18 protein-coding genes are annotated in these 21,285 nt (G+C 64.2%); 12 read left to right on the forward strand and 6 right to left on the reverse strand.

Going from position 1 to position 21,285, the window contains the following annotated elements; genetic code table 11:
* Positions 1–139: 139 nt before the first annotated feature.
* Positions 140–1,672: a sodium/proton antiporter NhaB gene (nhaB, locus tag HXS66_RS12075; RefSeq protein ID WP_077378054.1), complete on the reverse strand. Its 1,533-nt coding sequence runs from the start codon at positions 1,670–1,672 to the stop codon at positions 140–142.
* 292 nt (positions 1,673–1,964) lie between these two features.
* Here nhaB and HXS66_RS12080 point away from each other — a divergent pair, with 292 nt between their 5' ends.
* The 4 genes from HXS66_RS12080 (at position 1,965) to HXS66_RS12095 (ending at position 7,491) form a co-directional block, all read left to right on the forward strand.
* Complete coding sequence (locus HXS66_RS12080; protein WP_077378057.1) at positions 1,965–2,336, forward strand: diacylglycerol kinase; 372 nt, start codon at positions 1,965–1,967, stop codon at positions 2,334–2,336.
* 80 nt (positions 2,337–2,416) lie between these two features.
* Positions 2,417–5,506, forward strand: a complete 3,090-nt coding sequence (gene glnE / locus HXS66_RS12085; protein ID WP_176503622.1) for a bifunctional [glutamate--ammonia ligase]-adenylyl-L-tyrosine phosphorylase/[glutamate--ammonia-ligase] adenylyltransferase — start codon at positions 2,417–2,419, stop codon at positions 5,504–5,506.
* 148 nt (positions 5,507–5,654) lie between these two features.
* A complete protein-coding gene (locus HXS66_RS12090) occupies positions 5,655–6,425 on the forward strand; it encodes a hypothetical protein (protein ID WP_077378065.1) in 771 nt (256 codons plus the stop codon).
* Between the two features lie 166 nt (positions 6,426–6,591).
* The gene (locus HXS66_RS12095; RefSeq protein ID WP_077378068.1) at positions 6,592–7,491 is read left to right on the forward strand and encodes an ion transporter; all 900 of its coding nucleotides are present in this window, start codon (positions 6,592–6,594) and stop codon (positions 7,489–7,491) included.
* Between the two features lie 77 nt (positions 7,492–7,568).
* Here the strand turns inward: HXS66_RS12095 and speD are convergent, their stop codons facing one another.
* The 4 genes from speD to HXS66_RS12115 form a co-directional block, all read right to left on the reverse strand.
* Positions 7,569–8,363, reverse strand: a complete 795-nt coding sequence (gene speD, locus HXS66_RS12100; RefSeq protein ID WP_077378071.1) for an adenosylmethionine decarboxylase — start codon at positions 8,361–8,363, stop codon at positions 7,569–7,571.
* Positions 8,364–8,667: 304 nt separating this feature from the next.
* Positions 8,668–9,093 carry an OsmC family protein gene (locus HXS66_RS12105; protein ID WP_077378074.1) on the reverse strand — a complete coding sequence of 142 codons (426 nt, stop codon included), beginning with the start codon at positions 9,091–9,093 and terminating at the stop codon, positions 8,668–8,670.
* A 146-nt stretch (positions 9,094–9,239) separates the two neighbouring features.
* On the reverse strand, positions 9,240–10,073 hold the full coding sequence (locus tag HXS66_RS12110; RefSeq protein WP_176503623.1) for a nucleotidyltransferase family protein: 834 nt from the start codon (positions 10,071–10,073) through the stop codon (positions 9,240–9,242).
* Positions 10,073–11,272 (reverse strand): aminoglycoside phosphotransferase family protein, encoded by a 1,200-nt coding sequence (locus HXS66_RS12115; protein ID WP_176503624.1) that lies wholly within the window; start codon positions 11,270–11,272, stop codon positions 10,073–10,075. Before HXS66_RS12115 ends, HXS66_RS12110 begins: the two co-directional genes overlap by 1 nt.
* A gap of 360 nt (positions 11,273–11,632) precedes the next feature.
* Here HXS66_RS12115 and HXS66_RS12120 point away from each other — a divergent pair, with 360 nt between their 5' ends.
* The 8 genes from HXS66_RS12120 (at position 11,633) to HXS66_RS12155 (ending at position 20,532) form a co-directional block, all read left to right on the forward strand.
* Entirely contained in the window at positions 11,633–14,017 is a 2,385-nt protein-coding gene (locus tag HXS66_RS12120) for an LPS-assembly protein LptD (protein ID WP_176503641.1), read from the forward strand.
* Positions 14,018–14,101: 84 nt separating this feature from the next.
* Entirely contained in the window at positions 14,102–15,385 is a 1,284-nt protein-coding gene (locus tag HXS66_RS12125; RefSeq protein ID WP_077378083.1) for a peptidylprolyl isomerase, read from the forward strand.
* Between the two features lie 7 nt (positions 15,386–15,392).
* Entirely contained in the window at positions 15,393–16,391 is a 999-nt protein-coding gene (gene pdxA / locus HXS66_RS12130) for a 4-hydroxythreonine-4-phosphate dehydrogenase PdxA (RefSeq protein ID WP_218015169.1), read from the forward strand.
* A 210-nt stretch (positions 16,392–16,601) separates the two neighbouring features.
* On the forward strand, positions 16,602–17,510 hold the full coding sequence (gene rsmA / locus HXS66_RS12135; RefSeq protein WP_176503626.1) for a 16S rRNA (adenine(1518)-N(6)/adenine(1519)-N(6))-dimethyltransferase RsmA: 909 nt from the start codon (positions 16,602–16,604) through the stop codon (positions 17,508–17,510).
* Positions 17,507–17,887, forward strand: a complete 381-nt coding sequence (apaG, locus tag HXS66_RS12140; RefSeq protein ID WP_077378092.1) for a Co2+/Mg2+ efflux protein ApaG — start codon at positions 17,507–17,509, stop codon at positions 17,885–17,887. Before rsmA ends, apaG begins: the two co-directional genes overlap by 4 nt.
* A 115-nt stretch (positions 17,888–18,002) precedes the next feature.
* Complete coding sequence (locus HXS66_RS12145) at positions 18,003–18,845, forward strand: symmetrical bis(5'-nucleosyl)-tetraphosphatase (RefSeq protein WP_141392525.1); 843 nt, start codon at positions 18,003–18,005, stop codon at positions 18,843–18,845.
* Between the two features lie 67 nt (positions 18,846–18,912).
* Complete coding sequence (gene glpE / locus HXS66_RS12150) at positions 18,913–19,239, forward strand: thiosulfate sulfurtransferase GlpE (RefSeq protein ID WP_077378098.1); 327 nt, start codon at positions 18,913–18,915, stop codon at positions 19,237–19,239.
* Between the two features lie 48 nt (positions 19,240–19,287).
* Positions 19,288–20,532 (forward strand): polynucleotide adenylyltransferase, encoded by a 1,245-nt coding sequence (locus tag HXS66_RS12155; RefSeq protein ID WP_176503627.1) that lies wholly within the window; start codon positions 19,288–19,290, stop codon positions 20,530–20,532.
* Between the two features lie 46 nt (positions 20,533–20,578).
* Here HXS66_RS12155 and HXS66_RS12160 read toward each other — a convergent pair whose 3' ends face one another.
* Positions 20,579–21,259 (reverse strand): glycerol-3-phosphate acyltransferase, encoded by a 681-nt coding sequence (locus tag HXS66_RS12160; RefSeq protein ID WP_240499643.1) that lies wholly within the window; start codon positions 21,257–21,259, stop codon positions 20,579–20,581.
* Positions 21,260–21,285: the final 26 nt, after the last annotated feature.

Below are 21,285 nucleotides of genomic sequence, written 5' to 3' on the forward strand. Positions count from 1 at the left end.
GGTGTTGGCGCTCTTCCTGCGTGAAGGTGTCAGGGCGTCTGGCGTGAGACGCTCGGTCTCACAGTGCCTGCAAGCGACGCCGCGGGGAAGTCCCGAGACCTCGACATTGGGATGAGACTGACGCAACCGGGGCCGCTGATCAGATGAAGCTGCGCACGGTGGCCAGGCCGACCAGGGTCATCAGCACGGTATAGGGCAGCGCCATCCATACCATGCGCCCGTAGGACAGCCGGACCAGCGGGGCGATGGCCGAGGTCAGCAGGAACAGGAACGCCGCCTGACCATTGGGGGTCGCCACGCTTGGCAGGTTGGTGCCGGTGTTGACCGCCACCGCCAGCGCATGGAAATGCTCACGACTGATGTTGCCCGCCAGGTACTCGTTCTTTACCTGAGTGATGTATACCGTCGCCACGAAGACATTGTCCGAGATGGCGGACAGCAGTCCGTTGGCGAGGAACAGCGCCCCCGCCTGGTCCTCCATCGGCAGACTGAGCACCCATTGGATGAAGGGCTGGAACAGATGCTGCTCGTGGATGACGGCGACGATGGTGAAGAACACCACCAGCAGTGACGTGAAGGGCAGCGCTTCCTGGAAGGCGCGTCCGATCTGATGCTCATCGGTGATGCCGTTGCCGGCGGTTAACAGGATGATCACCGCCAGCCCGATCAGCCCGACCTCGGCCAGATGCAGCGCCAGTGACAGGACCAGCAGGATGGCCACCACCCCCTGCACGATCAACGCTGCGCGCTCGCGCGGGGTGCGGCGCGCATCCTGATGGCGATCATAGTCCTCGAGAATCCGGCGGACGCTGGCAGGCAGGCGTTGGCCATAGCCGAACCAGCGGCCGCGTTCCAGCAGCACGCATAGCGCAAGTCCGGCGAAGAAGGTGGGAAGGGTGACGGGGGCCATCTGCAGGAAGAAGGACAGGAAATCCCACTCGGCGGCCTTGGCGATCACCAGATTCTGCGGCTCGCCGATCATGGTGCTGACGCCCCCCAGCGCGGTACCGACGGCACCATGCATCAACAGCGAGCGCAGGAAGCCGCGGAAGTCCTCGAGATCTTCGCTGTGGATCGCCTCGACACTGATGTCGTTGGCGTGATCATGCTGGGTATCGAAATTCTTGCCTGATGCCACCTTGTGATACACGGAGTAGAAGCCCACCGCGATACCGATGATCACCGCGGTCACGGTCAAGGCATCCAGGAAGGCGGACAGCAGGGCGCTGGCCAGACAGAACATCAGCGACAGCCAGGTCTTGGAGCGGACGCCGAGAATGATCTTGGTGAAGGTATAGAGCAGCAACGGCTTCATGAAGTAGATGCCTGCCACCATGAACATCAACAGCAGGATCACCGGCAGATTGCGCTCCATCTCCTGCATGATGGCATCCGGGGAGGCCATGCCGATGGCGACGGCCTCGATCGCCAGCAGGCCGCCGGGTTGCAGCGGGTAGCACTTGAGCGCCATGGCCAGCGTGAAGATGAATTCGCCCAGCAACAGCCAGCCGACGATCACCCCCCCCTGAGGGCCGCTGAACCACAGCAGCAGCGGATTGGTGATCAGGAACAGGCACATCAACTGCTTGTACCAGCGCGGCGATTGGCCGAGGAAGTTGCGCGCCAGTCCGTGACCGAGTGTCTGGCGTGTGTCGTGAGATGAGGAAGGCATGGGCAGTTCCCGGGCGTTGACTTGTTGTTGTTGGATGACAGTATCGGCAATGCCGCAACATCGCGGGCTTTGCTATCATCGCCGCCGTCATCGAGCGCCTGGCGGTATTAGAGCATGCTCGGTGATGAGGTCTCGGGTAGCCTTTGGTCGTGAAAATCGCGCAGCTAGCGCTGCGAGGTCGCCAGCCGGTGTGCTGGCAGCTCTCCCCGAGACGTGTTTCTGGTAAACGTCATCGTCCGATTGAAAGATCGGCCTTTGCAGCCACCGTGCTGCGTCTGCACGAGACCCGAAGATGAAATCACGGCATACCGGCCTGACCCACCTCAAGCACTCCGCGCGTTACTCTCTCAAGGGGCTCAAGGCGGCCTGGCGCAATGAAGAAGCCTTCCGGCAGGAGTTGATCCTGTGCGCGCTACTCTTGCCGTTCGCCTGGTGGATCGGAGAATCGCACATCGAGTGGCTGCTGCTGGTCGGCTCCATCCTGATCGTGTTGATGGTCGAGCTGCTCAATTCCGCGGTGGAGTGCGCGATCGATCGCATCGGCCCGGAGTTTCATGAACTGTCCGGACGCGCCAAGGACATGGGCTCGGCAGCGGTGATGCTCGGTCTGATCTTCGCGGGCCTGACCTGGGGCACGCTGCTCTACGACAAGCTGTTCGGATAGGGCATATCGCCTGTGGGGCATGGCCGTGTCATGTCCCCTCTGCCTCCGTTATGCTGAAGGTCGGATCGAAGGAGACGACCATGCCCGACAACGCCCCCGCCTCATCACCTCACTCTTCCTGTCCGTCAGCGGATCTCCCGCTGCCGGCAGACTTCCTGCCGCTGGAGTCGCTGCTCGGCCAGCAATTCGAGCACAGTCGCCAGACACTGGAGGAGGCTGCCGGCGCCGCACGGGAGCGTCTGAACGAGAGCCTGATGCAGGCCCGGAGTCTCAGCGAGATGCGCGGCGATGCCAGCTCGCCCGTGGCGACGTTTCTGGCGCTGGGGGCGCAGCAACGTCTCGAGCTCGCCCGTCTGGTCACGCTGTCGGACTTCGCTCTCGATACCCTGTGCCGTCGCCCTGAGCTTCTGGCCGAACTGATCGAGAGCGGCGAGCTTGAACGCGCCTTGCCGCCACGGGAATTGAGCGCACGGCTGGCGGAGGGGCTGTCGGCCGCCGAGGATGAAAAGGCGATGCAGCAGGTGCTGCGGCGTTTCCGCCAGCTGCGCATGCTGGGCATCATCTGGCGTGATCTCAATGGCACGGGCATGTGGGACACGGCGGGCGCGGTCTCGCGTCTGGCCGAGGTCTCGCTTGAAGGTGCGCTGGGATGGCTGGAGGCCTTTCTTGAACCGCGCTATGGCCGCCCGGCAGCGGATCGCTTCGGAGAGCCGCAGCGGTTGGTGGTGCTCGGCATGGGCAAGCTGGGGGCCGGAGAGCTCAACCTGTCCTCCGATATCGACTTGATCTTCGCCTTCCCCGACAAGGGCGAGACGACGGGCGGGCGCAAGTCGCTGGATCACCAGGAATATTTCACGCGGCTGGGCCAGAAGTTGATCGCGGCGCTGGATGCGATGACCGCCGATGGCTTCGTGTTCCGCGTCGACATGCGCCTGCGGCCGCTGGGGGACGGCGGCCCACTGGTGGGCAGCTTCTCGATGCTGGCCAGCTACTACCAGGATCAGGGGCGTGAATGGGAGCGCTACGCGATGCTCAAGGCGCGTCCAGTGGCCGGCAGCATCACCGCGGGCGAGCGACTGATCGCACATCTACGGCCCTTCGTCTACCGCAAGTATCTGGACTTCGGCGCCATCGAATCCCTGCGCGAGATGAAGGGGATGATCAATCGCGAGGTCAAGCGCCGCGGGCTCTCTGACAACATCAAGCTGGGGTCCGGTGGCATTCGCGAAGTGGAATTCGTCGCCCAGGCCTTCCAGTTGATCCGCGGTGGGCGCGAGTCGGAACTGCAGGTCACCTCACTCAAGACAGCCTTCGCGCGACTGCCCGAGCTTGGCTTGCTGCCACAGGCGGTCGTGGATGAGCTGGTGCCGGATTACGTCTTCCTGCGTGATCTTGAGCATGCCCTGCAGGCGCAGGCCGACCGCCAGACCCAGACATTGCCGCTGGACCCGCTGGGGCGCGAGCGTCTCGCGCTGGCGATGCAGCTGCCGGACTGGGAGGCGCTCACCGAGCGACTCGAAGAGGTGCGCGCTCGCATCCGGCTGCACTTCGACAACGTGATCGCCGCGCCGGAAGACGAGGAAACCGAACCGCCCGAAGGGCAGCAGGCACTCGATGAGTGGCGTGCCCTGTGGCGCGATGAGCTGACGGTGGAAGAGGGTCGGGAGCTGCTCGCCGAAAGCGGATTCGAGGCACCCGACGAGAGTCTGCGGCGCCTGAACAGCCTGCGTCGCTCACGGGCAGTGCAGGGGATGCAGCGCATCGGTTTTGATCGTCTGGATGCCTTGATGCCCTCATTGCTGCAGGCGCTGGGCTCGGCGGCGGGCGACCCGGAAAAGCCCGGCGAGCATGATGCCAGTCGCGTGCTGGAGCGTGTGCTGCCGCTGATCGAGGCCGTGTTGCGTCGCACGGCCTACCTGGCGCTGCTGCGCGAGAATCCTGATGCACTGACGCAGTTGATGCGCCTGTGTGCGGCGAGCCCCTGGATTGCCGAGCAGCTGGCGCGCTATCCGGTGCTGCTGGACGAGCTGCTGCACCCGCACAATCTCTACTCGCCCGCCGACAAGGTGCGTCTGGCCGATGAGCTGCGCATCGCGCTGTCACGCATCCCCGAAGATGATGAAGAGGCGTTGCTCGAGGCGCTGCGCGTCTTCCGGCACGCCCAGGTGCTGCACGTCGCGGCCTCCGACATCGCGGGGGCGCGCCCGCTGATGAAGGTGAGCGATTATCTGACCTTCATCGCCGAGGTGATCCTCGAGCAGGTGTTGGCGATGGCCTGGAAGACCCTGACCCGCAAGCACGGCTTTCCGCTGGGGCGGGATGGCCAGCCGATCACCGGGGACAGTCTGAGCGGCTGCTTCGTGATCGTCGGCTACGGCAAGCTGGGGGGCATCGAGCTGGGCTATGGCTCGGATCTGGATCTGGTCTTCCTGCACGATGCCGCCAGCAAGGGCCAGACGGATGGCCCGCGCCCCCTCGACAACCCGCTGTTCTTCACCCGGCTGGGTCAGCGCATCATTCATCTGCTGACCGCGGTGACTCCGGCCGGCGCCCTCTACGAAGTCGACATGCGCCTGCGGCCTTCCGGCAACTCCGGACTGCTGGTCTCGAGCCTGGCTTCCTTCCGTGATTACCAGCTTTCCCAGGCCTGGACCTGGGAGCATCAGGCGTTGGTGCGGGCACGTGCCGTGGCGGGGGATCCGGCGCTGGCGCTGGCGTTTGAGCAGACACGTCGGGAGGTGCTGGGGCAGGCCCGAGAGGCCGATGCCCTGGGCAAGGACGTCGTCGCCATGCGCCACAAGATGCGGGATCACCTGGGGAGTTCCGCCAAGGACCGGGATGCAGGCCAGTTCCACCTCAAGCAGGATGCGGGAGGCATCGTCGATATCGAGTTTCTGGCCCAGTACTGCGTGTTGTCGATGAGCCATCAGGAGCCTGAGCTTCTGAGATGGAGTGACAACATGCGACTGCTCGAGACGCTGGAGGCCTGTGGGCGCCTGCCGGGTGAACAGGCCAGTGAGCTGCGCGAGGCCTATCTGGCTTATCGCAATACCAGCCACCGCCTCGCGCTGGAAAAGCGTGGCAGCCTCATCAATCTCGAACAGGTGCCGCTCATCGCCATGCACCGCGAGCGTGTCATCGCCATCTGGCAATCCTTGCTGGGGGAGTGATCTTGACTCAGACATTTCGTGTCCGGCTCAGGCATTCCCTGTCCCGGTGATTCGCGCGGCGTGATTAAACGCCATATCAATGCTCGCAATCCCCTGTCGCCATCCCCAAGAAAGGGTGCACCAGACAACGTTGACAGGGGAGGTCAGCATGATGGAGTGGATCGCGAATCACTCGAAAACCATCTCGGCGATTGCCAGTATCGGCTCGTTCTTCATCTGGCTGGTCTACGCACAGCTGCTGTATCACAACTTCCGTCGCCAGCGGCGCCCGCGCGTGCTGATCAATCGCGGCAAGTCCAAGGGGATCGACAGCCTGTGCATCGTCAGCAACATGAGTGCCGAATCGATCTTCATCGAGCACATCATCGCCCGGCTAGATACCAGTCATGGCAGCCTGCTGATGGATGTCACCGAGTTCGAACGCAGCTATCAGGAAGGTGACGAGCAAAGTGACAATCAGCAGGACGGCGACAGCGAACAGTCCGCGAAGGAGGCTTCCAGCAGCAGTGAATGGCGTATCTCCGATACCACGCGCCAGGGGCCGCTGGGCTCGGGCGACTTCCTGCATATCGGGACGTTCTCTGAAGTCATCGAGCGCATGGCGCGCCGCAATGGCATCTCGCTCGACGGTCACTGGCCCAGCAATGAGCAGCTGAAATTCCAGCGCCTGACGCTGAGCATCATCGGCATCTATGGCAGTGAAGACCACCCGATCGGCGTCGAGCGTGCCTTCCGTCTGCACGATGCCAATGGAGAATGTGCGCTGGTACCGGAGCGCTGGGATTCCAATCGCCTGTCATCACGCCGTCAGCGTCACAAGTTGCGCAAGCTTCTGAATCGCATCAGTGGGGAAGACATCAGCGAGCAGTCTACCTTCCAGCCTCCGAGTGACGACGAGTCGCGCGACAAGACGTCATGAGCGCGGGCACATGAGGCTAACGCATGAATCACCGAGCGCATGAAGCTTCGGTCGCATGAACTACCGGGCGCATGAATCATCACAAGCACGACAGCGGTGTCTTCACACTGTCAGGGCGTCGAGGATGGGGTAGGCTTTCCTGAGCCCCATTTACGGAGATCCTCGGATGCAGGAACGCGTCACGCCCTTTCAGCTGTTCATCCTGGTGCTGTCACTGTATGTCATCGGTGCGATGGTCGTGGATCTGATCTTCGAACTGTCGCCCCCGGTCCAGCGACTGCTGCAGTACATGGACTACGTGGTCTGCCTGTTCTTCTTCGTCGATTTCTGCAAGCGGTTCGCCAGTGCGAAGAGCAAGCGTGAGTACATGAAGTGGGGCTGGATCGACCTGCTGGCCTGTATTCCGGCAGGCCTCTTCCAGGGGGCGAGGCTGTTTCGCGTGGTGCAGATACTGCGGGTGCTGCGCGCCATCAAGTCGATGGAGATGATCTGGAAGCTGCTGTTCCGCAATCGCGCCGAGGGGGTGTTCGCCTCTGCGGCCACTGCCACGGTGCTGCTGGTGGTCTTCGGCGCACTCACCATGCTGATGGTGGAGACTCCCAACCCCGACAGCCCCATCAACACTGCCGAGGAGGCGCTGTGGTGGGCCGTCGTGACGGTGACCACCGTCGGCTATGGGGACTATTATCCCATCACTACTCTGGGGCGGGTCGTGGCCGTGCTGTTGATGGTGGGAGGCGTGGGGTTGTTCGGGAGCTTCGCGGCCTACATCAGTTCGATCTTCATCGAGGATGACAGTGAGCAGGAGGCGCGCGCGGCGCGTGCCCAGCGCGACATGACCCGCGCGCTCTACCACCAGATCAGCGAGCTGACGACCGAGGTGCGTGAATTGCGCACCCGGCTTGATGAAGTGGCGGTGATGCAGGGGGAGTCGCTGGCGGAGCGCGAACAGCGCCGTGAGGCGCTCCAGCGTGAGGTCAATGACGAGATGGCCCGGCGTCTGGACGAGGCCGGCACCACTGCGCCGCAACGCAAGACGGACCCCGGGCCTGACGGAAAGCGTTGAGCCGTGATCGGGCCAGAAAAAAGCCCCTGACACCCAAAGGTGTCAGGGGCTTTTGCATGCCTCGAGGCGTGCCCGGCTCAGTCGAAGTTGCGCGAGTAGAAGATCTCGAGCATTTCGCGACGCAGGCGGCTTTCGATGTTGGTGGCTTCCTCGAAGGTCAGCTCGCGACGCGAGGTGCCGAAGAGGTAGTTGTCCAGCTCGAAGTCCTTGAGCAGCATCTTGGTGTGGAACATGTTTTCCTGATACACGTTCACATCGACCATCTGGTAGGCACACTTGGTGTCTTCCGCCAGGTAATCCTGGATCGAGGTGATGTCGTGATCGATGAACAGCTTCTTGCCATCCACGTCGCGGGTGAAGCCGCGCACGCGGTAATCCATGGTCACGATGTCGGAGTCGAAACTGTGGATCAGGTAGTTCAGTGCCTTCAGCGGGCTGATCATGCCACAGGTCGAGACATCGATATCCAGACGGAAGGTACTGATGCCGTTGTCCGGGTGGGACTCAGGGTAGGTGTGCACCGTGACGTGTGACTTGTCCAGATGGCCGACGACCGTCTCGGGCAGCGGGCCAGGACCCGGCTCCGTCTGGGCGGGGTCCGTCTCTTCCAGCTCATGCTCGGCGATCAGGATGGTCACGCTGGCACCATGCGGCTCGTAGTCCTGACGCGCGATGTTCAGCACGTGGGCACCGATGATGTTGGTGACATCCTTGAGTATCTGGGTCAGACGCTCGGCGTTGTAGAGTTCATCGATATAATCGATATACGCCGTACGCTGTTCTTCGGTCTGCGCGTAGCAGATGTCGTAGATATTGAAGCTCAACGAACTGGTGAGGTTGTTGAACCCGTGAAGGCGGAGTTGATCGCTCACGTCCAGGCCTCCTTGAGATGGGAGGGTGGTATGACATCCGATGCCTCTATCACGCCCGTGTGGCGTCGCCATCCAGGGGTGAACATCGGGCCGAAGAAGGTGTCCTGCGGCGCTCGTTTCGTGGCCGATGGCCGAGGAGCGACCGGGAAGACAACCGGTTTGAGGGGCGTATTATGCACAGGCAGGGCTGACACGCCAGCGTCAATTCCCGTCGAGCGTCGCTCGCTGGCGTGAGCCCCCCTCTGCCACCCGCCGTCAGATCGCTCATGGCGGCGGGTAGCAGAGGGGGAGTGCCGGGAGATGATCAGGCGGCGCTGTCGATGACTTCGTAGGAGTGCGTGATCTCGACGCCACCGGCGCTGAGCATCAATGACGCGCTGCAGTACTTTTCGGCGGACAGCTCCACGGCGCGTTTTACCTGTGCTTCCTTGAGGTTGTAGCCCGTGACCACGAAGTTGACGTGAATGCTGGTGAAGACGCTGGGCACGCCATCGGCGCGCTCGGCCGTGAGGTCTGCGCGGCAGTCCGTGACCTGCTGGCGGGCCTTTTCGAGAATCTGGATGACGTCAAAGCTGGTGCAGCCGCCCAGCCCCATCAGCAGCATCTCCATCGGGCGCGGGCCGGTGTTGCGTCCGCCATTTTCCGGATTGCCATCCATGACGACGCTGTGGCCGCTGCCGGATTCCGCGAGGAACTGGCGACCATCGGTCCACTTGATGCTGGTGTTCATTGCCATGACGAATTCTCTCCCTTCGGTGAATCAATGAGTCAGTGAGGTGCACCGGTGCGCAGGCGGGACCGCACGAAGGCGCACAGAATAGCATTGCCGCGCCCGCGGCCGGAGGAACGTCCGGCGCTGAGCTTATGCCTGCGAGCTCATGCCTCCGGATGTGCCGGGCGATCGCTGAGCAGCCTGTCCAGCTCGTCCAGTCTTGCCGGCGTTCCGACGTCGATCCATTCGCCACGGTGATGCAGTCCGCGTGCCTCCCCGCGCTGCATGGCATCGCGCAGCAGCGGTGCCAGCTTGAACACGCCATCACCCTCTCGCAGAGCCGGCGTCTCGTGCAGGGCGCGCCGGATCAGGCGTGGGGACAGCCATGACACGCCGGAGAAGGTCAGGCGGTCTGCGTTGTCCATGCGCTCGTCCGTTCCATTCACGGGGCCGTCGCGGACTTCGCCATCCTGCATCAGCAGGAAGTCGCCGCTCGGATGGTGTGGCGGGTTGTCCACCAGTACCAGGCCCGCCAACGGCCTTGGCGGCAGGCACTGAGTCTGGCTGACCAGTGCCTGGGCCATCAGCGCCCCGAGATCCACATCGCACCAGACATCGCCATTGATCAGCAGGAAGGGTGTCTCGTCGGCGTCATCGGCCGTCAGAGCGCCGGGCAGTGTCAGCGCGCGTGCGATGCCGCCACCGGTCTCCAGTGGCGTCGTCTCATGGGAGAACGTCAGCGTCAGTTCGCGCCTGCGGCCCTGCCAGCGCGCCTGCAGCAAGCCGCAGGGAGAGCGAGCAGCGACGAAATGCTCCAGGATCTTCTGCGCAAGATGGCCGACGTTGATGACGATGTCATCCACGCCTGCGGCTTCCAGCCTGAGCAGATGATGCTCCAGCAGCGGGCGCCCTGCGACGTTCAGCAGCGGCTTGGGCGTGTGGTCAGTCAATGGACGCATGCGAGTCCCGAAGCCCGCGGCCAGAATCATCGCGCGCATCAGCCTTTCTCCTGCGTGACATCTGTCTGACGTGCCTCGGCGTTGCGCATCAGGCGTGCCGCGCGATCGGCCAGTGCAGCCAGCTCATCGTAGTCGTCAAGGTTGATCTCCGGCGTCTCGCCATTGGCCAGTCGCAGGCCTCGTGCCTCGCACTCGGAGGCCAGACGCAGTGACAGCGCCGGGGTCAGCACCTCATCCAGCCAGTGGGTGAAGGAGATCAGTTCAGGGCAGAAGGCCAGACCTTCACGCAGATGGCCGAGGAAGCGTGGCATCAGCGTCAGATAGCGTGGCTTGGCGTCGCGCAGGGTCAGGCGCGCGAAGATGCCGAGAATCTTGAGATTGCGCTGCACGCCCATGCGCTCGACGCTCTGACGATACTCGAGCGGGCTGGGGGCCGGCAGGCCAGCGGCGGCATAGCGTGGCAGGGCGGCAAGGCGGGCCTGTTCGATCCAGCGCGCCATGGCGGGCTCCGGCCAGCGCCAGTGGCGGTCACGCAGCAGCGAGATCAGGTCGTAGTTCTCGGGACCGATGACGGCATCCTGGAAGTCGATGATCCACAGCGTCTCGCGCGACTGGCCGGCATCGGCATGCAGGAACAGGTTCTGGGCATGGAAGTCGCGGTGCACGGTGACGAGAGGTTGCGCGCGCGCGGCCGTCAGCAGCTGTCCGCAGAGCGTTTCCCAGGCGGCGTAGCGGCGGTCATGCGGCATGTCGAGCAGCTGCTCCAGACACCATTCGGGGAAGAGGTCCATCTCGGCCTTGAGACGCGCATCGTCATAGGCGGGCAGGTCGGCCAGCGGCAGTTCATGCAGCTGCTCGAGCAGGCCGATGGCCTCGCCATAGTAGTGGTCAGCGTGTTCGGTGCTGGTCAGGGCCGTCATCAGTGGCGTATCACCGAGATCCTCAAGCTCCAGAAAGCCTCGGGCGTCATCGAAGGCGAAGACCACGGGCAGGGGCAGGCCGGCCTCTCGCCACTGGCGGGCGATGGCGACGAAGCCATGGCTGTCCTCCTTTTCCGGCGGTGCATCCATCAGGATGCGGGGCGACATGCCGGGGGCGCTCTCATCGAGATGCAGGCGGAAGTAGCGACGAAAGCTGGCGTCGTCGGCCACCGCGCTCATGCGGACGGTGTCGGGGGTGAGGTCGTGGCGTGCGGCAGCCCAGGCGTGGAGGGCCTGACGGCGGGCGTCGGATGTCATGGGGCGGGGCTCCTGTCGGCGGATACGGGGGCCGGCTGTCAGTTGACGCCTGTGCCGCGGCCCCGCATGCTGGGGTGTGGTGACCACAGGACAGGCGGAACCGGCAAGCAGGAAGGCCGGTTGCTGGGCCTGTATAATACCGATTCCCCCAGCCAAGGACACAGAGCAGCCATGGCCCAGCGCAGCCATTCAATACACACGGGCAAGCCGGTGTCCGCCCTCGGGCGGCCGCATCGTCGTCTTGCGTCTTCCACGACGGCGACGCGTCTCCCCGTCAGCCAGCCGGCGACATGGCGGCTCAAGCCGCTGGTGCTGCGTCTCCTGTGGACGCTGGCCCCGCTGGCCGCCGGCGCGCCGCTGATGGCGCAAGCCGCCCCGCCGGAGCCGCTGTCGGCAAGCCAGCTCGACTGGCAGCCTTATGATGAGGTGCCGAAGGGGCAGTTGTGCAGCGGTCGCTACGTGACACCGGCCTACCGGATCGATGCGGGCGACACGCCCGAGCAGGTCGCGACCTCCGCCGACAAGGCCAATTATGGCAATGACGGCGTCGCGACCCTGATGGGCGAGGTAGTGCTCAGACGGGGTGATTCCCAGCTGGAATCGCCTGAGGTCAGCGTCAACGAGGCGCGAGACACCGCGACGGCCAAGGGCCCGGTGACCTACCGTCAGCCCGGCGTGCTGCTGCGCGGAGATGATGCCCGCGTCTCGCTCAACAGCGACGCGGCCAGCGTCGACAATGGTCACTACGTCTTCCACAAGCAGCGTATCCGGGGGGATGCGGTGCAGTTGGCGCGTCTGGAAGATGGCCGTTATCGCCTGAAGGATGCCAGTTTCACCTCCTGTGAGCCGGGCAACAGCCTGTGGCGTCTGGTCGGCAGCGATATCACCATCGACCGGGAGTCCGGTTGGGGGGAGGCGACCCACGCGCGCATGGAAATGGGCGGCGTGCCGGTCTTCTATTGGCCCTATGTGCGTTTCCCGGTCGATGACCGCCGCCACACCGGGTTGCTGTGGCCGCAGCTCAGCTACACCAGCTCCAGCGGCTTCGATTATGCCCAGCCCATCTATCTGAACCTGGCCCCGAATTACGATGCCACCATCACGCCTCGCTACATTTCAGAGCGCGGTGAGATGCTGGAAGGTGAGTTCCGTTACCTGCTGCCGCGTGGCGACGAAGGCACGCTGGAAGGCGCCTGGTTGGCCGATGACGATGGCGGCAGTGATCCGGATGACGATGAAGAGGATCTCATCGGCGAGGATCGCTGGTACATCAATTACCAGCACTCTGGTCGCTATGACGCGCGCACGGCCTATCAGCTCAAGTATGGCGCGGCATCCGACGGCAATTACTTCGATGACTTCGGGCGCAACTTCGGCGAGACCGAGACGGACAGCCTCGAGCGTCTCGCGCGACTGAATTACCGTGGCGACGTCTGGGATCTCGAGTTCAAGGCGCAGGGGTATCAGCGGATGGACTTTCCGCTGGATGACGAGGACAAGCCGTTCTATCGCCTGCCGAGCCTGACTGCCAACGCGCGCTGGAGCCAGACCAGCGGCTTCTATGAAGAATGGAATTCCAACGCCACCTACTTCTGGCGTGATGTGGACGAGACCGACACGGACATCGACGACGATGAAGCCGCCAACGGCACCCGTCTGCGTCTGGCGCCGGCCGTGGGCTGGCGCAGTGATCAGAGCTGGAGCTTCATCGAGCCGCGTGCCCAGCTGATCAGTCTGAGCTACGACCTGGACTACGGGGATCGCGAGACCGATCGTGACAGCAGTACCTCGGCGACCATTCCGGTGCTGTCACTGGACAGCGGCTTGATCTTCGACCGTGATACCGAGTGGTTCGGCGAAGGTTACAAGCAGACGCTGGAGCCGCGTCTGTACTACGCCTATGTCCCTGAGGTCGATCAGTCCGACTTCCCGGACTTCGACACCTCCGAGGATGCCTTCAGCTGGAATCAGCTGTGGTCTCCCTACCGCTTCAGCGGTGGCGACCGAGTGGGCGACACCAACAAGATTTCCTACGGCGTCTCCTCGCGCTTCATCAGTGACGAGAGCGGTCGTGAACGCCTCAAGCTGGGCGTTGGCCAGTCCAGCTACCTGTCGGACCGCAACATCGACATGGATGGGGACCCGGACAAGACGTCGCGCTCCGACTTCGACAGCTACTCCGATTACTATCGGGCGACGCGTGACCGCTCGCCGGTGGTCTTCCAGGCCGATGTGGTCCTCAACGACCAGTGGACCGCGACCCAGGCCGTGTTCCAGGACTTCGATCGCGGTGTCACCGAAAGTGCCCAGACATCACTGCGTTATCGCGCCAAACAGGGCACGGTACTGAACTTTGGCTTCAATCGTGAGATCGAAGGGTTCGTGCCTTACGATGATGAGGACGATGAAGACGTGCTGGGCTATACCCGCAACGAGTGGGATTTCTCGTTCGCGACGCCGGTCAGCGCAAGCTGGTCGCTGCTGGGCCGCTATCAGTACGACAGCACCAATTCCCGCTCGCTGGAGAAGGTGCTGGGTGTCCAGTACAACGACTGCTGCTATGGCGTCCAGGTCACCTGGCGGGAATGGCAGGATGACAACGACACCGCCAATACCATCTCGGATGATGAAGAGAAGAACGGTATCTTCCTGACCTTCGAGTTCAAGGGACTGGGTGGCGTCGGCCAGAGCGCGGACAGCTATCTGGAGCAGGCGGTGCCGGGCTATCGCAACGCCGGTTTCTGACCCCCGGGATGCGTCACGCACGCTGACGACAGGGCGCCGCTGCAAGGCGGCGCCATCAACATTTTTACGTCGAGAGAACACCCGATGCGCAAGACCCTGATTGCCCCGCTGGGGCTGGCATTCGCGCTGGCAAGCCTGCCGGTGAGTGCCGCCGAGTTGCTCGACCGTGTGGTTGCCGTGGTCAACAAGGACGCCATCATGCAAAGCGACATGGAGCGGCGTGTCTCCCAGGCCAGCCAACAGCTGCAGAGTCGCGGTATCAACCTGCCGCCGCGCAATGTGCTGGAGCGCCAGGTGCTCGACCGCATGGTCAATGAGCAGATTCAGCTGCAGATGGCGGAGCAGGCCAATCTGAGCATCGATGACACCCAGCTCAATGCCACCCTGCGGGGAATCGCCAAGGACAATGGTCTGAGCCTGGAGGCCTTTGCCGACAAGCTCGAGCAGGATGGCATGTCGCTGGCCGATGTGCGTGATCAGGTGCGTCGTGAACTGCTGGTGCAACAGATCCAGCAGCGTCGCGTGGCCAGCAAGGTGCGCATCTCCGATCGCGAGATCGACCGGTATCTCAACCAGCAGGACGTCGGCAGTGATATCCAGTATCACCTGGCGCACCTGCTGGTCGCCCTGCCGCAGGAGCCGACACCGGCTCAGGTCAAGGCGGCGCGCGAGCGTGCCGATGGTCTGCGTCAGCAGATCGCCGATGGGACGGACTTCGCCCAGGTGGCAGCGGCGGAATCCGCTGGCAGCCAGGCGCTGAGTGGCGGGGATCTCGGCTGGCGCGCCGGCGGTGAGCTGCCGAGCGTATTCGCCGATGTGGTGCCGGACATGCAGGCAGGTGAGGTGTCCCAGCCGTTGCGCAGTGCCAGCGGCTATCACCTGGTCAAGCTGATCGAGAAGCGTGGCGCAGGCAAGTCATTGATTTCCCAGACTCAGGCGCGTCACATCCTGATCCAGCCCAACCCGAACATGAGTGATCAGCAGGCGCTTGAGCGTGCCGAGTCCATCCGCCGTCGCGTGCTGGGAGGCGAGGACTTCGCCGCGCTGGCCCAAGAGTTCAGCGACGACAAGGGCAGCTCTCTCAAGGGTGGCGAGCTGGGGTGGGTCAGCCCGGGGCAGACGGTGTCGTCCTTCGAGACTGCCATGAACGCCCTGAAGGTGGGTGAGGTCAGCCAGCCCATCAAGACGCGCTTCGGTTATCACATCATCGAGGTCGAGAATCGTCGTCAGCAGGATGTCACCAATTCCAGCCAGCGTGACAAGGTCCGCAAGACCCTGTTCCAGCGCAAGCTCAATGACGAACTGGAAGCCTGGCAGCAGCAGATCCGCGCCGAGGCCTATGTCGACAACCGCCTTGATGAGCAGTGAGCGCGCCATGTCGTCCGAGGTGATCGCGCTGACCGCCGGGGAGCCGGCGGGCATCGGTCCCGAGCTGCTGGTGATGCTGGCGGCTCAGGCCGAGGACTTCCCGGCGCAGCTGGTCGCGGTCGCCGATCCCGACCTGCTGGCCAGTCGTGCCCGCCTGCTGGGGCTTTCGCTTGAATTGCATGAGCTGAGCCCCGGCGACCCCCTGCCACCGGCCCGCAATGGTCATCTGGCCGTATGGTCGGTGCCGCTGGCGGTGCCCAGTGAGCCGGGGGTGATCGATGCGCGCAACGGTGATCATGTCCTGCAGATGCTCGACGTGGCCATCGCCGCCTGTCAGGCCGGACACGCCAGTGCCATGGTGACGGCGCCGCTGTCCAAGGCTGCCGTGATCGAGGCCGGCCACGCCGGTTTCACGGGGCATACCGAGTATCTGCGCGACGTCTGCGGTGTCGAGGCAGTGGTCATGATGCTGGCGTGCCCGGGACTGCGTGTCGCGCTGGCCACCACCCATCTGCCGCTGCGTGAGGTGGCCGACGCCATCACGCCGCAGGGGCTGACACGAGTGCTCACTATCCTGGCGGAAGATCTCAAACGCTACTTCGGGCGTGAGACGCCGCGCATCGCGGTGTGCGGACTCAACCCCCATGCCGGCGAAGGTGGGCATCTCGGCGTCGAGGAGATCGAGGTGATCTCACCGACGCTCGAGGCACTGCGCGCCACGGGCATGCAGCTGGCGGGGCCGCTGCCGGCGGATACCCTGTTCACGCCACGTCATCTCGATGGCGTGGATGCCGTGCTGGCGATGTATCACGATCAGGGGCTGCCGGTGCTCAAGTACGCCGGATTCGGTCAGGCGGCCAACATCACGCTGGGCCTGCCCATCGTGCGTACCTCGGTCGATCACGGTACCGCGCTGGATCTCGCGGGCACGGGTCGGGCCGATGTCGGAAGTCTCGTGCAGGCCGTGCAGGTGGCCATCGAGATGGCAGCCGCCGCGCGAGCCTGAGATAATCCCCCATCATCTGGCGTGACCGTCCATGCGGCACGCCGAGCGCGCACCTCAAGCAGGCGTCGCCGCTACCCCAGTCATTCGACCATCCAGGATGGTCTCGCCGTCCTTTCCATGTCCCTCGATGCCTCTGCATCGATTCCACAGGTGAAGGATGGCGTCTTGTTGTCGGGAGTCCACAGGGCTCCCCGGAGGAAAGTCAGTCCCATGTCCCAACATTTCCCGGCGCATCGTGCGCGCAAGCGTTTCGGCCAGAACTTCCTGCAGGATCTTGGCGTCATCTCACGTATCGTCAGGGCCATTCGTCCGGCAGAGGGGGAGCGGCTGGTCGAGATCGGTCCGGGGCAGGGGGCGCTGACCGGTCCGTTGCTGGAAGCGGCGGGCAAGCTGGAGGTCATCGAGCTGGACCGTGACCTGATCCCCGGGCTGCGCGTGCAGTTCTTCAACTATCCCGATTTCGTCATCCACGAGGGCGATGCTCTGCGCTTCGATTTTCCGGCGCTGGTAGGCGATGGCCCGGCACTGCGCGTGGTCGGCAACCTGCCGTACAACATCTCCACGCCACTGATCTTCCACCTGCTGGAAGCGCGTGGCGCGATTGCCGACATGCACTTCATGCTGCAGAAGGAAGTGGTCGAGCGTCTGGCGGCTGAGCCGGGTGGCACGGACTGGGGCCGTCTGTCGGTGATGACCCAGTATTACTGTGCGGTCGAGAACCTCTTCCTGGTGCCGCCCAGTGCCTTCTTCCCGGCGCCAAAGGTGGACTCGGCCATCGTGCGTCTGGTGCCGCATGCCGAGCTGCCGCATCCGGCGACTGACGAGAAGCTGCTGGCCATCATCGTGCGGGAAGCCTTCTCTCAGCGTCGCAAGACCCTGCGCAACAACTTCAAGGGGCGTATCGATGCCGAACAGCTGACGGCGCTGGGCATTGATCCCTCGCGTCGCCCGCAGACGCTGACGGTCGCGGAGCTGGTGATGATCACCAACCATCTGAGCGCCCAGGGCATGACCGCCAGTCAGGCGGACAGCGCGCCCCGCAAGCGCCCCCGCAGCAATGTCGGTCACGGTGAGGTCAAGACCTCGCAGGCCGCCACTGACAGCGATCACGACGCATGAGCGGCGTGGCGGACATTCATGTCGACGCCGTACCGGAGTACTGCGCCGACGAGAGTCGTCCGAGCGAGAACCGCTTCGTGTTCCGCTACACCATCACGGTGCACAATGGCAGCGACGAGACGATCCAGCTGCTGGCGCGTTACTGGAAGATCACCCAGGGAAGCGGCAACGAGCAGGAAGTCCGCGGCAAGGGGGTGGTCGGCAAGCAGCCGCTGATCGCCCCGGGGGAAAGCTTCCGCTATACCTCGCGGGCCGTCCTCGACATGCCGGTCGGCGTGATGCAGGGGGCCTATACCTTCTCCGATGCCACCCATGCGCGCACCTTCGAAGTCGCCATCGCGCCATTTCGTCTGGCCGGGCCGCATCAGGTGCATTGATGCCTGCCGAGTCTCGGGCCAGGTCGGGACATGGCCCATCGGTCTGTCGCCGTCCTGAACGAAATTATCAGCAAGTCATTCACGTAGCAGGCCGCCAAGCGGCCGGGGGAGCAGCATGACGCAGTGGGCGATTGGCGATCTGCAGGGATGTCACGTTGAGTTCGAACGCCTGTTGCAGCGTCTGGAGTTCACGCCCGGACGTGATGTGATGTGGTTGGCCGGAGATCTGGTCAATCGCGGGCCGGGCTCGCTTGAATGCCTGCGCCATGCCAAGGCTCTCGGGGACAGTGCGCGCATCGTGCTGGGCAACCATGATCTGCATCTGCTGGCGGTCGCGCATGGCTTCGGGCGCCTCAAGCGTTCCGATACGCTTCAGCCCATTCTGGACGCGCCGGATCGCGACGAGCTGCTTGACTGGCTGCGTCGCCAGCCGTTGATGGTGGAAGAGACCATCGATGCGCGGCGCACGGTGATGACGCATGCCGGCGTTCTGCCCGGCTGGACCTTGAATCAGGCGGCAGCGCTGGCCCGCGAGGCGGAAGCTGCACTGGCGGGGGACGCCTATCGCGAGTTTCTCGGCGAGATGTATGGCGACACGCCCGATCTCTGGCGGGAGGATCTCAGCGGCATCGCGCGGCTGCGTTGCATCGTGAATGTCTTCACCCGCATGCGTTTCGTGGACCGCGAGGGTCGCATGGACTTTGCGGCCAAGGAGGGGCTGGATTCCGCGCCCGAGGGCTATCGTCCCTGGTTCCAGTTTCCGCGTCCCGAGGGGGCCTGGGATGACTCTCCGCGCCTGCTGTTCGGCCATTGGGCGGCGCTGGAAGGCGAGACTCCAGCGGCGCGCCAGGATGTCGCGGCACTGGATACCGGCTGTGTATGGGGTGGCGGGCTGACAGCGCTCGATCTCGAGACGGGGCAGCGCGTGTTCGAACCGGCGGTGACATCGCGCGACTGACTCTGCAAGGCGCCTCCCCTGCGCGGCGCACGTCCATTTTCCTGTCCCTATCTTCAGCGGAGTTCCCATGAGTTTCGAACATCTTGATCTGGCGTCACTGGCGCAATGGCGCGACGGCGAACAACCCTTCGTGCTGCTGGACATCCGTGATCCGCTCAGCTTCACTCAGGGGCGCATTCCCGGCAGCCGGCATCTGGACAACGCCAGTGCGGGGGCGATCCTGGAAGAGACACCGCGTGACACACCGCTGGTAGTGGTGTGCTATCACGGCCACTCCAGTCAGCAGGCAGCGGCCTGGCTTGCCGGGCAGGGCTTCGAGAAGGTCTACTCTCTCGATGGCGGTTTCACCCAGTATCAGCTCACCCATGGCGACGATGTCGAAAGCGGTAGCTGATCCTACCTTTGCCTGATTGTCTCATCTCCCTTCTGCCAAGGAGTCCCCATGACTCGTAGTGCCCCTCATCGACTTGATGCGTCATCGGACCGCCTGCTGCAAGGGCTCGAGGTCTATCGGGTAGGGGGCGCCGTGCGCGATGCGCGCCTGGGCTGGCCATGGCATGAGTGCGATTTCGTGGTGGTGGGCGCGACGGTCGAGGACATGCAGGCGCGTGGTTTCCGCCCGGTGGGGCGCGACTTTCCGGTCTTCCTGCACCCTCAGACGCAGGAGGAATATGCGCTGGCACGCACCGAGCGCAAGTCCGGACATGGCTACGTTGGCTTCACCGTGCATGCCAGCCCCGACGTGACCCTGGAAGAGGATCTCGTGCGTCGTGATCTGACCATCAATGCCATGGCCGAGCCGCTGGACAGTCCGCCCGGCGAGGGCGAACTGGTGGACCCCTACGGCGGACTTGCGGATCTCGAGGCACGACTGTTGCGCCACGTCTCCGACGCCTTCAGTGAAGACCCGCTACGCGTGCTGCGCGTGGCACGCTTCCTGGCACGTTATCAGGGGCTGGGTTTCACGGTCGCCGAGGAGACTCGCGCGTTGATGCAGGGGATGGTCGAGAGCGGCGAAGTCTCGCATCTGGTCGCTGAGCGTGTCTGGAAGGAAACCGAGAAGGCGCTGGGGGAAGCCAGTCCTGAGGCCTACTTCCAGCTGCTGGATGAGCTGGGTGCCCTGAGCGTGCTGATGCCGGCACTGGCGAGGGAGGCCCGTGCGCTTGAGTCAGCGCTGGAGCGGCTGGATCGACTGCCGCGACAGCTGGTCGATGAGGCGGAGATGGTCTGCTGGCGCATGGCACGGCTGGTGGAGCACCTGTCGCGTGAGGAGATCGATACCCTGGCGCAGGAGCTGCGTCTGCCCAGTGCCGTGCGCGATGCGGCTCAGCAGGCGCGTCTGTGCCGAGAGCTGAATGATGCGTCGCATCGTGAGGGTGGCGTGCAGGCGGAAGATCTCAAGGTCTGGCTGGATGGCGTCGATGCGTGGCGTCGTGGTGAGCGCCAGTCGGTGCTGGTGGCCTTGCTGGCGGTGGAAGACAAGGGGCTGGCACGGCTGGGCAATGCCGCCTGGCAGGCCGCGACGGCGGTCTCGCCGCAATCCCTGGTCGCTCAGGGGCTCAAGGGTGCCGAGATCGGGCGGGCGATGGGCGAGCAGCGTCAGCAGGCGATTGCCGAGGCGTTGGATGAGTGGCGAGCCACGCCAGAGGTCCATGCGCCGCACTGTGGTTGTGGCCACGCTCACTGAGAGGACGATGCACGCAGAGGCAAGGGCCGGGCTGCGGAGTGAGGGTCTACAGGCGCGGTTCGCTGCCATCGCTCAGGCGGCGCAGATTGAGCGCGTGACGCACCACGATCAGACTGGCGAAGACGAGTATCACGCCGCTCATTTCCGGCGCCAGCCACAGGCTGAAGAGCGGGGCGGCAAGCCCTGAGACGAGTGAGGCAATGGCGGCGGTGCGCAGGCGCCACGCCAGTCCGATCCACAGGGCAGCACAGCTCAGGGCCACGCCCGGTGCCAGCATCAACAGCACGCCGAAGGCGGCAGCGACAGCCTTGCCGCCTCGATGTCCACGATGCCATAGCGGCAGGCTGTGGCCGATCAGCACCGCCAGCCCGATCAGTCCCAGTGCCCAGGCGGGCAGGGCGATCTCGCCACCCAGCCACAGGGCAGGCATGCCCTTGGTGGCATCGAAGGCCAGGACCAGCGCGGCAGGCATGGCACCGTGCAGTCGCAGTACATTCGAGAAGCCCGGATTGAAGGAGCCGGCCAGCCGCGGGTCGGTCAGGCCCAGGCGCTGGCAGATCCACACCGCTCCCAGAACCGACCCTCCCCCATAGGCCAGTGCCAGCAGCAGGCTCAGCTGCTGCCAGTGTGCCAGCGTGGCCACCCAGCCGATGATGTCGCTCAGCATGCCTCCCCCGCACATGACCCGCTGCGCGCCGTCAGCCATGTCGCTTGCGGACAGGCGCATCGCGCGGCTCGGTTTGGCCAAGCAGG

Origin of the sequence: Cobetia sp. 5-11-6-3 (assembly GCF_013374055.1) — a bacterium.
GTDB lineage: Bacteria > Pseudomonadota > Gammaproteobacteria > Pseudomonadales > Halomonadaceae > Cobetia > Cobetia marina.

Coding starts and splice junctions, on each gene's coding strand:
- nhaB (WP_077378054.1), bottom strand. CDS start 1,672: ATGCCTTCCTCATCTCACGACACACGCCAGACACTCGGTCACGGACTG.
- HXS66_RS12080 (WP_077378057.1), top strand. CDS start 1,965: ATGAAATCACGGCATACCGGCCTGACCCACCTCAAGCACTCCGCGCGT.
- glnE (WP_176503622.1), top strand. CDS start 2,417: ATGCCCGACAACGCCCCCGCCTCATCACCTCACTCTTCCTGTCCGTCA.
- HXS66_RS12090 (WP_077378065.1), top strand. CDS start 5,655: ATGATGGAGTGGATCGCGAATCACTCGAAAACCATCTCGGCGATTGCC.
- HXS66_RS12095 (WP_077378068.1), top strand. CDS start 6,592: ATGCAGGAACGCGTCACGCCCTTTCAGCTGTTCATCCTGGTGCTGTCA.
- HXS66_RS12105 (WP_077378074.1), bottom strand. CDS start 9,093: ATGAACACCAGCATCAAGTGGACCGATGGTCGCCAGTTCCTCGCGGAA.
- HXS66_RS12110 (WP_176503623.1), bottom strand. CDS start 10,073: ATGCGCGCGATGATTCTGGCCGCGGGCTTCGGGACTCGCATGCGTCCA.
- HXS66_RS12115 (WP_176503624.1), bottom strand. CDS start 11,272: ATGACATCCGACGCCCGCCGTCAGGCCCTCCACGCCTGGGCTGCCGCA.
- HXS66_RS12120 (WP_176503641.1), top strand. CDS start 11,633: ATGGCGCAAGCCGCCCCGCCGGAGCCGCTGTCGGCAAGCCAGCTCGAC.
- HXS66_RS12125 (WP_077378083.1), top strand. CDS start 14,102: ATGCGCAAGACCCTGATTGCCCCGCTGGGGCTGGCATTCGCGCTGGCA.
- pdxA (WP_218015169.1), top strand. CDS start 15,393: ATGTCGTCCGAGGTGATCGCGCTGACCGCCGGGGAGCCGGCGGGCATC.
- rsmA (WP_176503626.1), top strand. CDS start 16,602: ATGTCCCAACATTTCCCGGCGCATCGTGCGCGCAAGCGTTTCGGCCAG.
- apaG (WP_077378092.1), top strand. CDS start 17,507: ATGAGCGGCGTGGCGGACATTCATGTCGACGCCGTACCGGAGTACTGC.
- HXS66_RS12145 (WP_141392525.1), top strand. CDS start 18,003: ATGACGCAGTGGGCGATTGGCGATCTGCAGGGATGTCACGTTGAGTTC.
- glpE (WP_077378098.1), top strand. CDS start 18,913: ATGAGTTTCGAACATCTTGATCTGGCGTCACTGGCGCAATGGCGCGAC.
- HXS66_RS12155 (WP_176503627.1), top strand. CDS start 19,288: ATGACTCGTAGTGCCCCTCATCGACTTGATGCGTCATCGGACCGCCTG.
- HXS66_RS12160 (WP_240499643.1), bottom strand. CDS start 21,259: ATGCGCCTGTCCGCAAGCGACATGGCTGACGGCGCGCAGCGGGTCATG.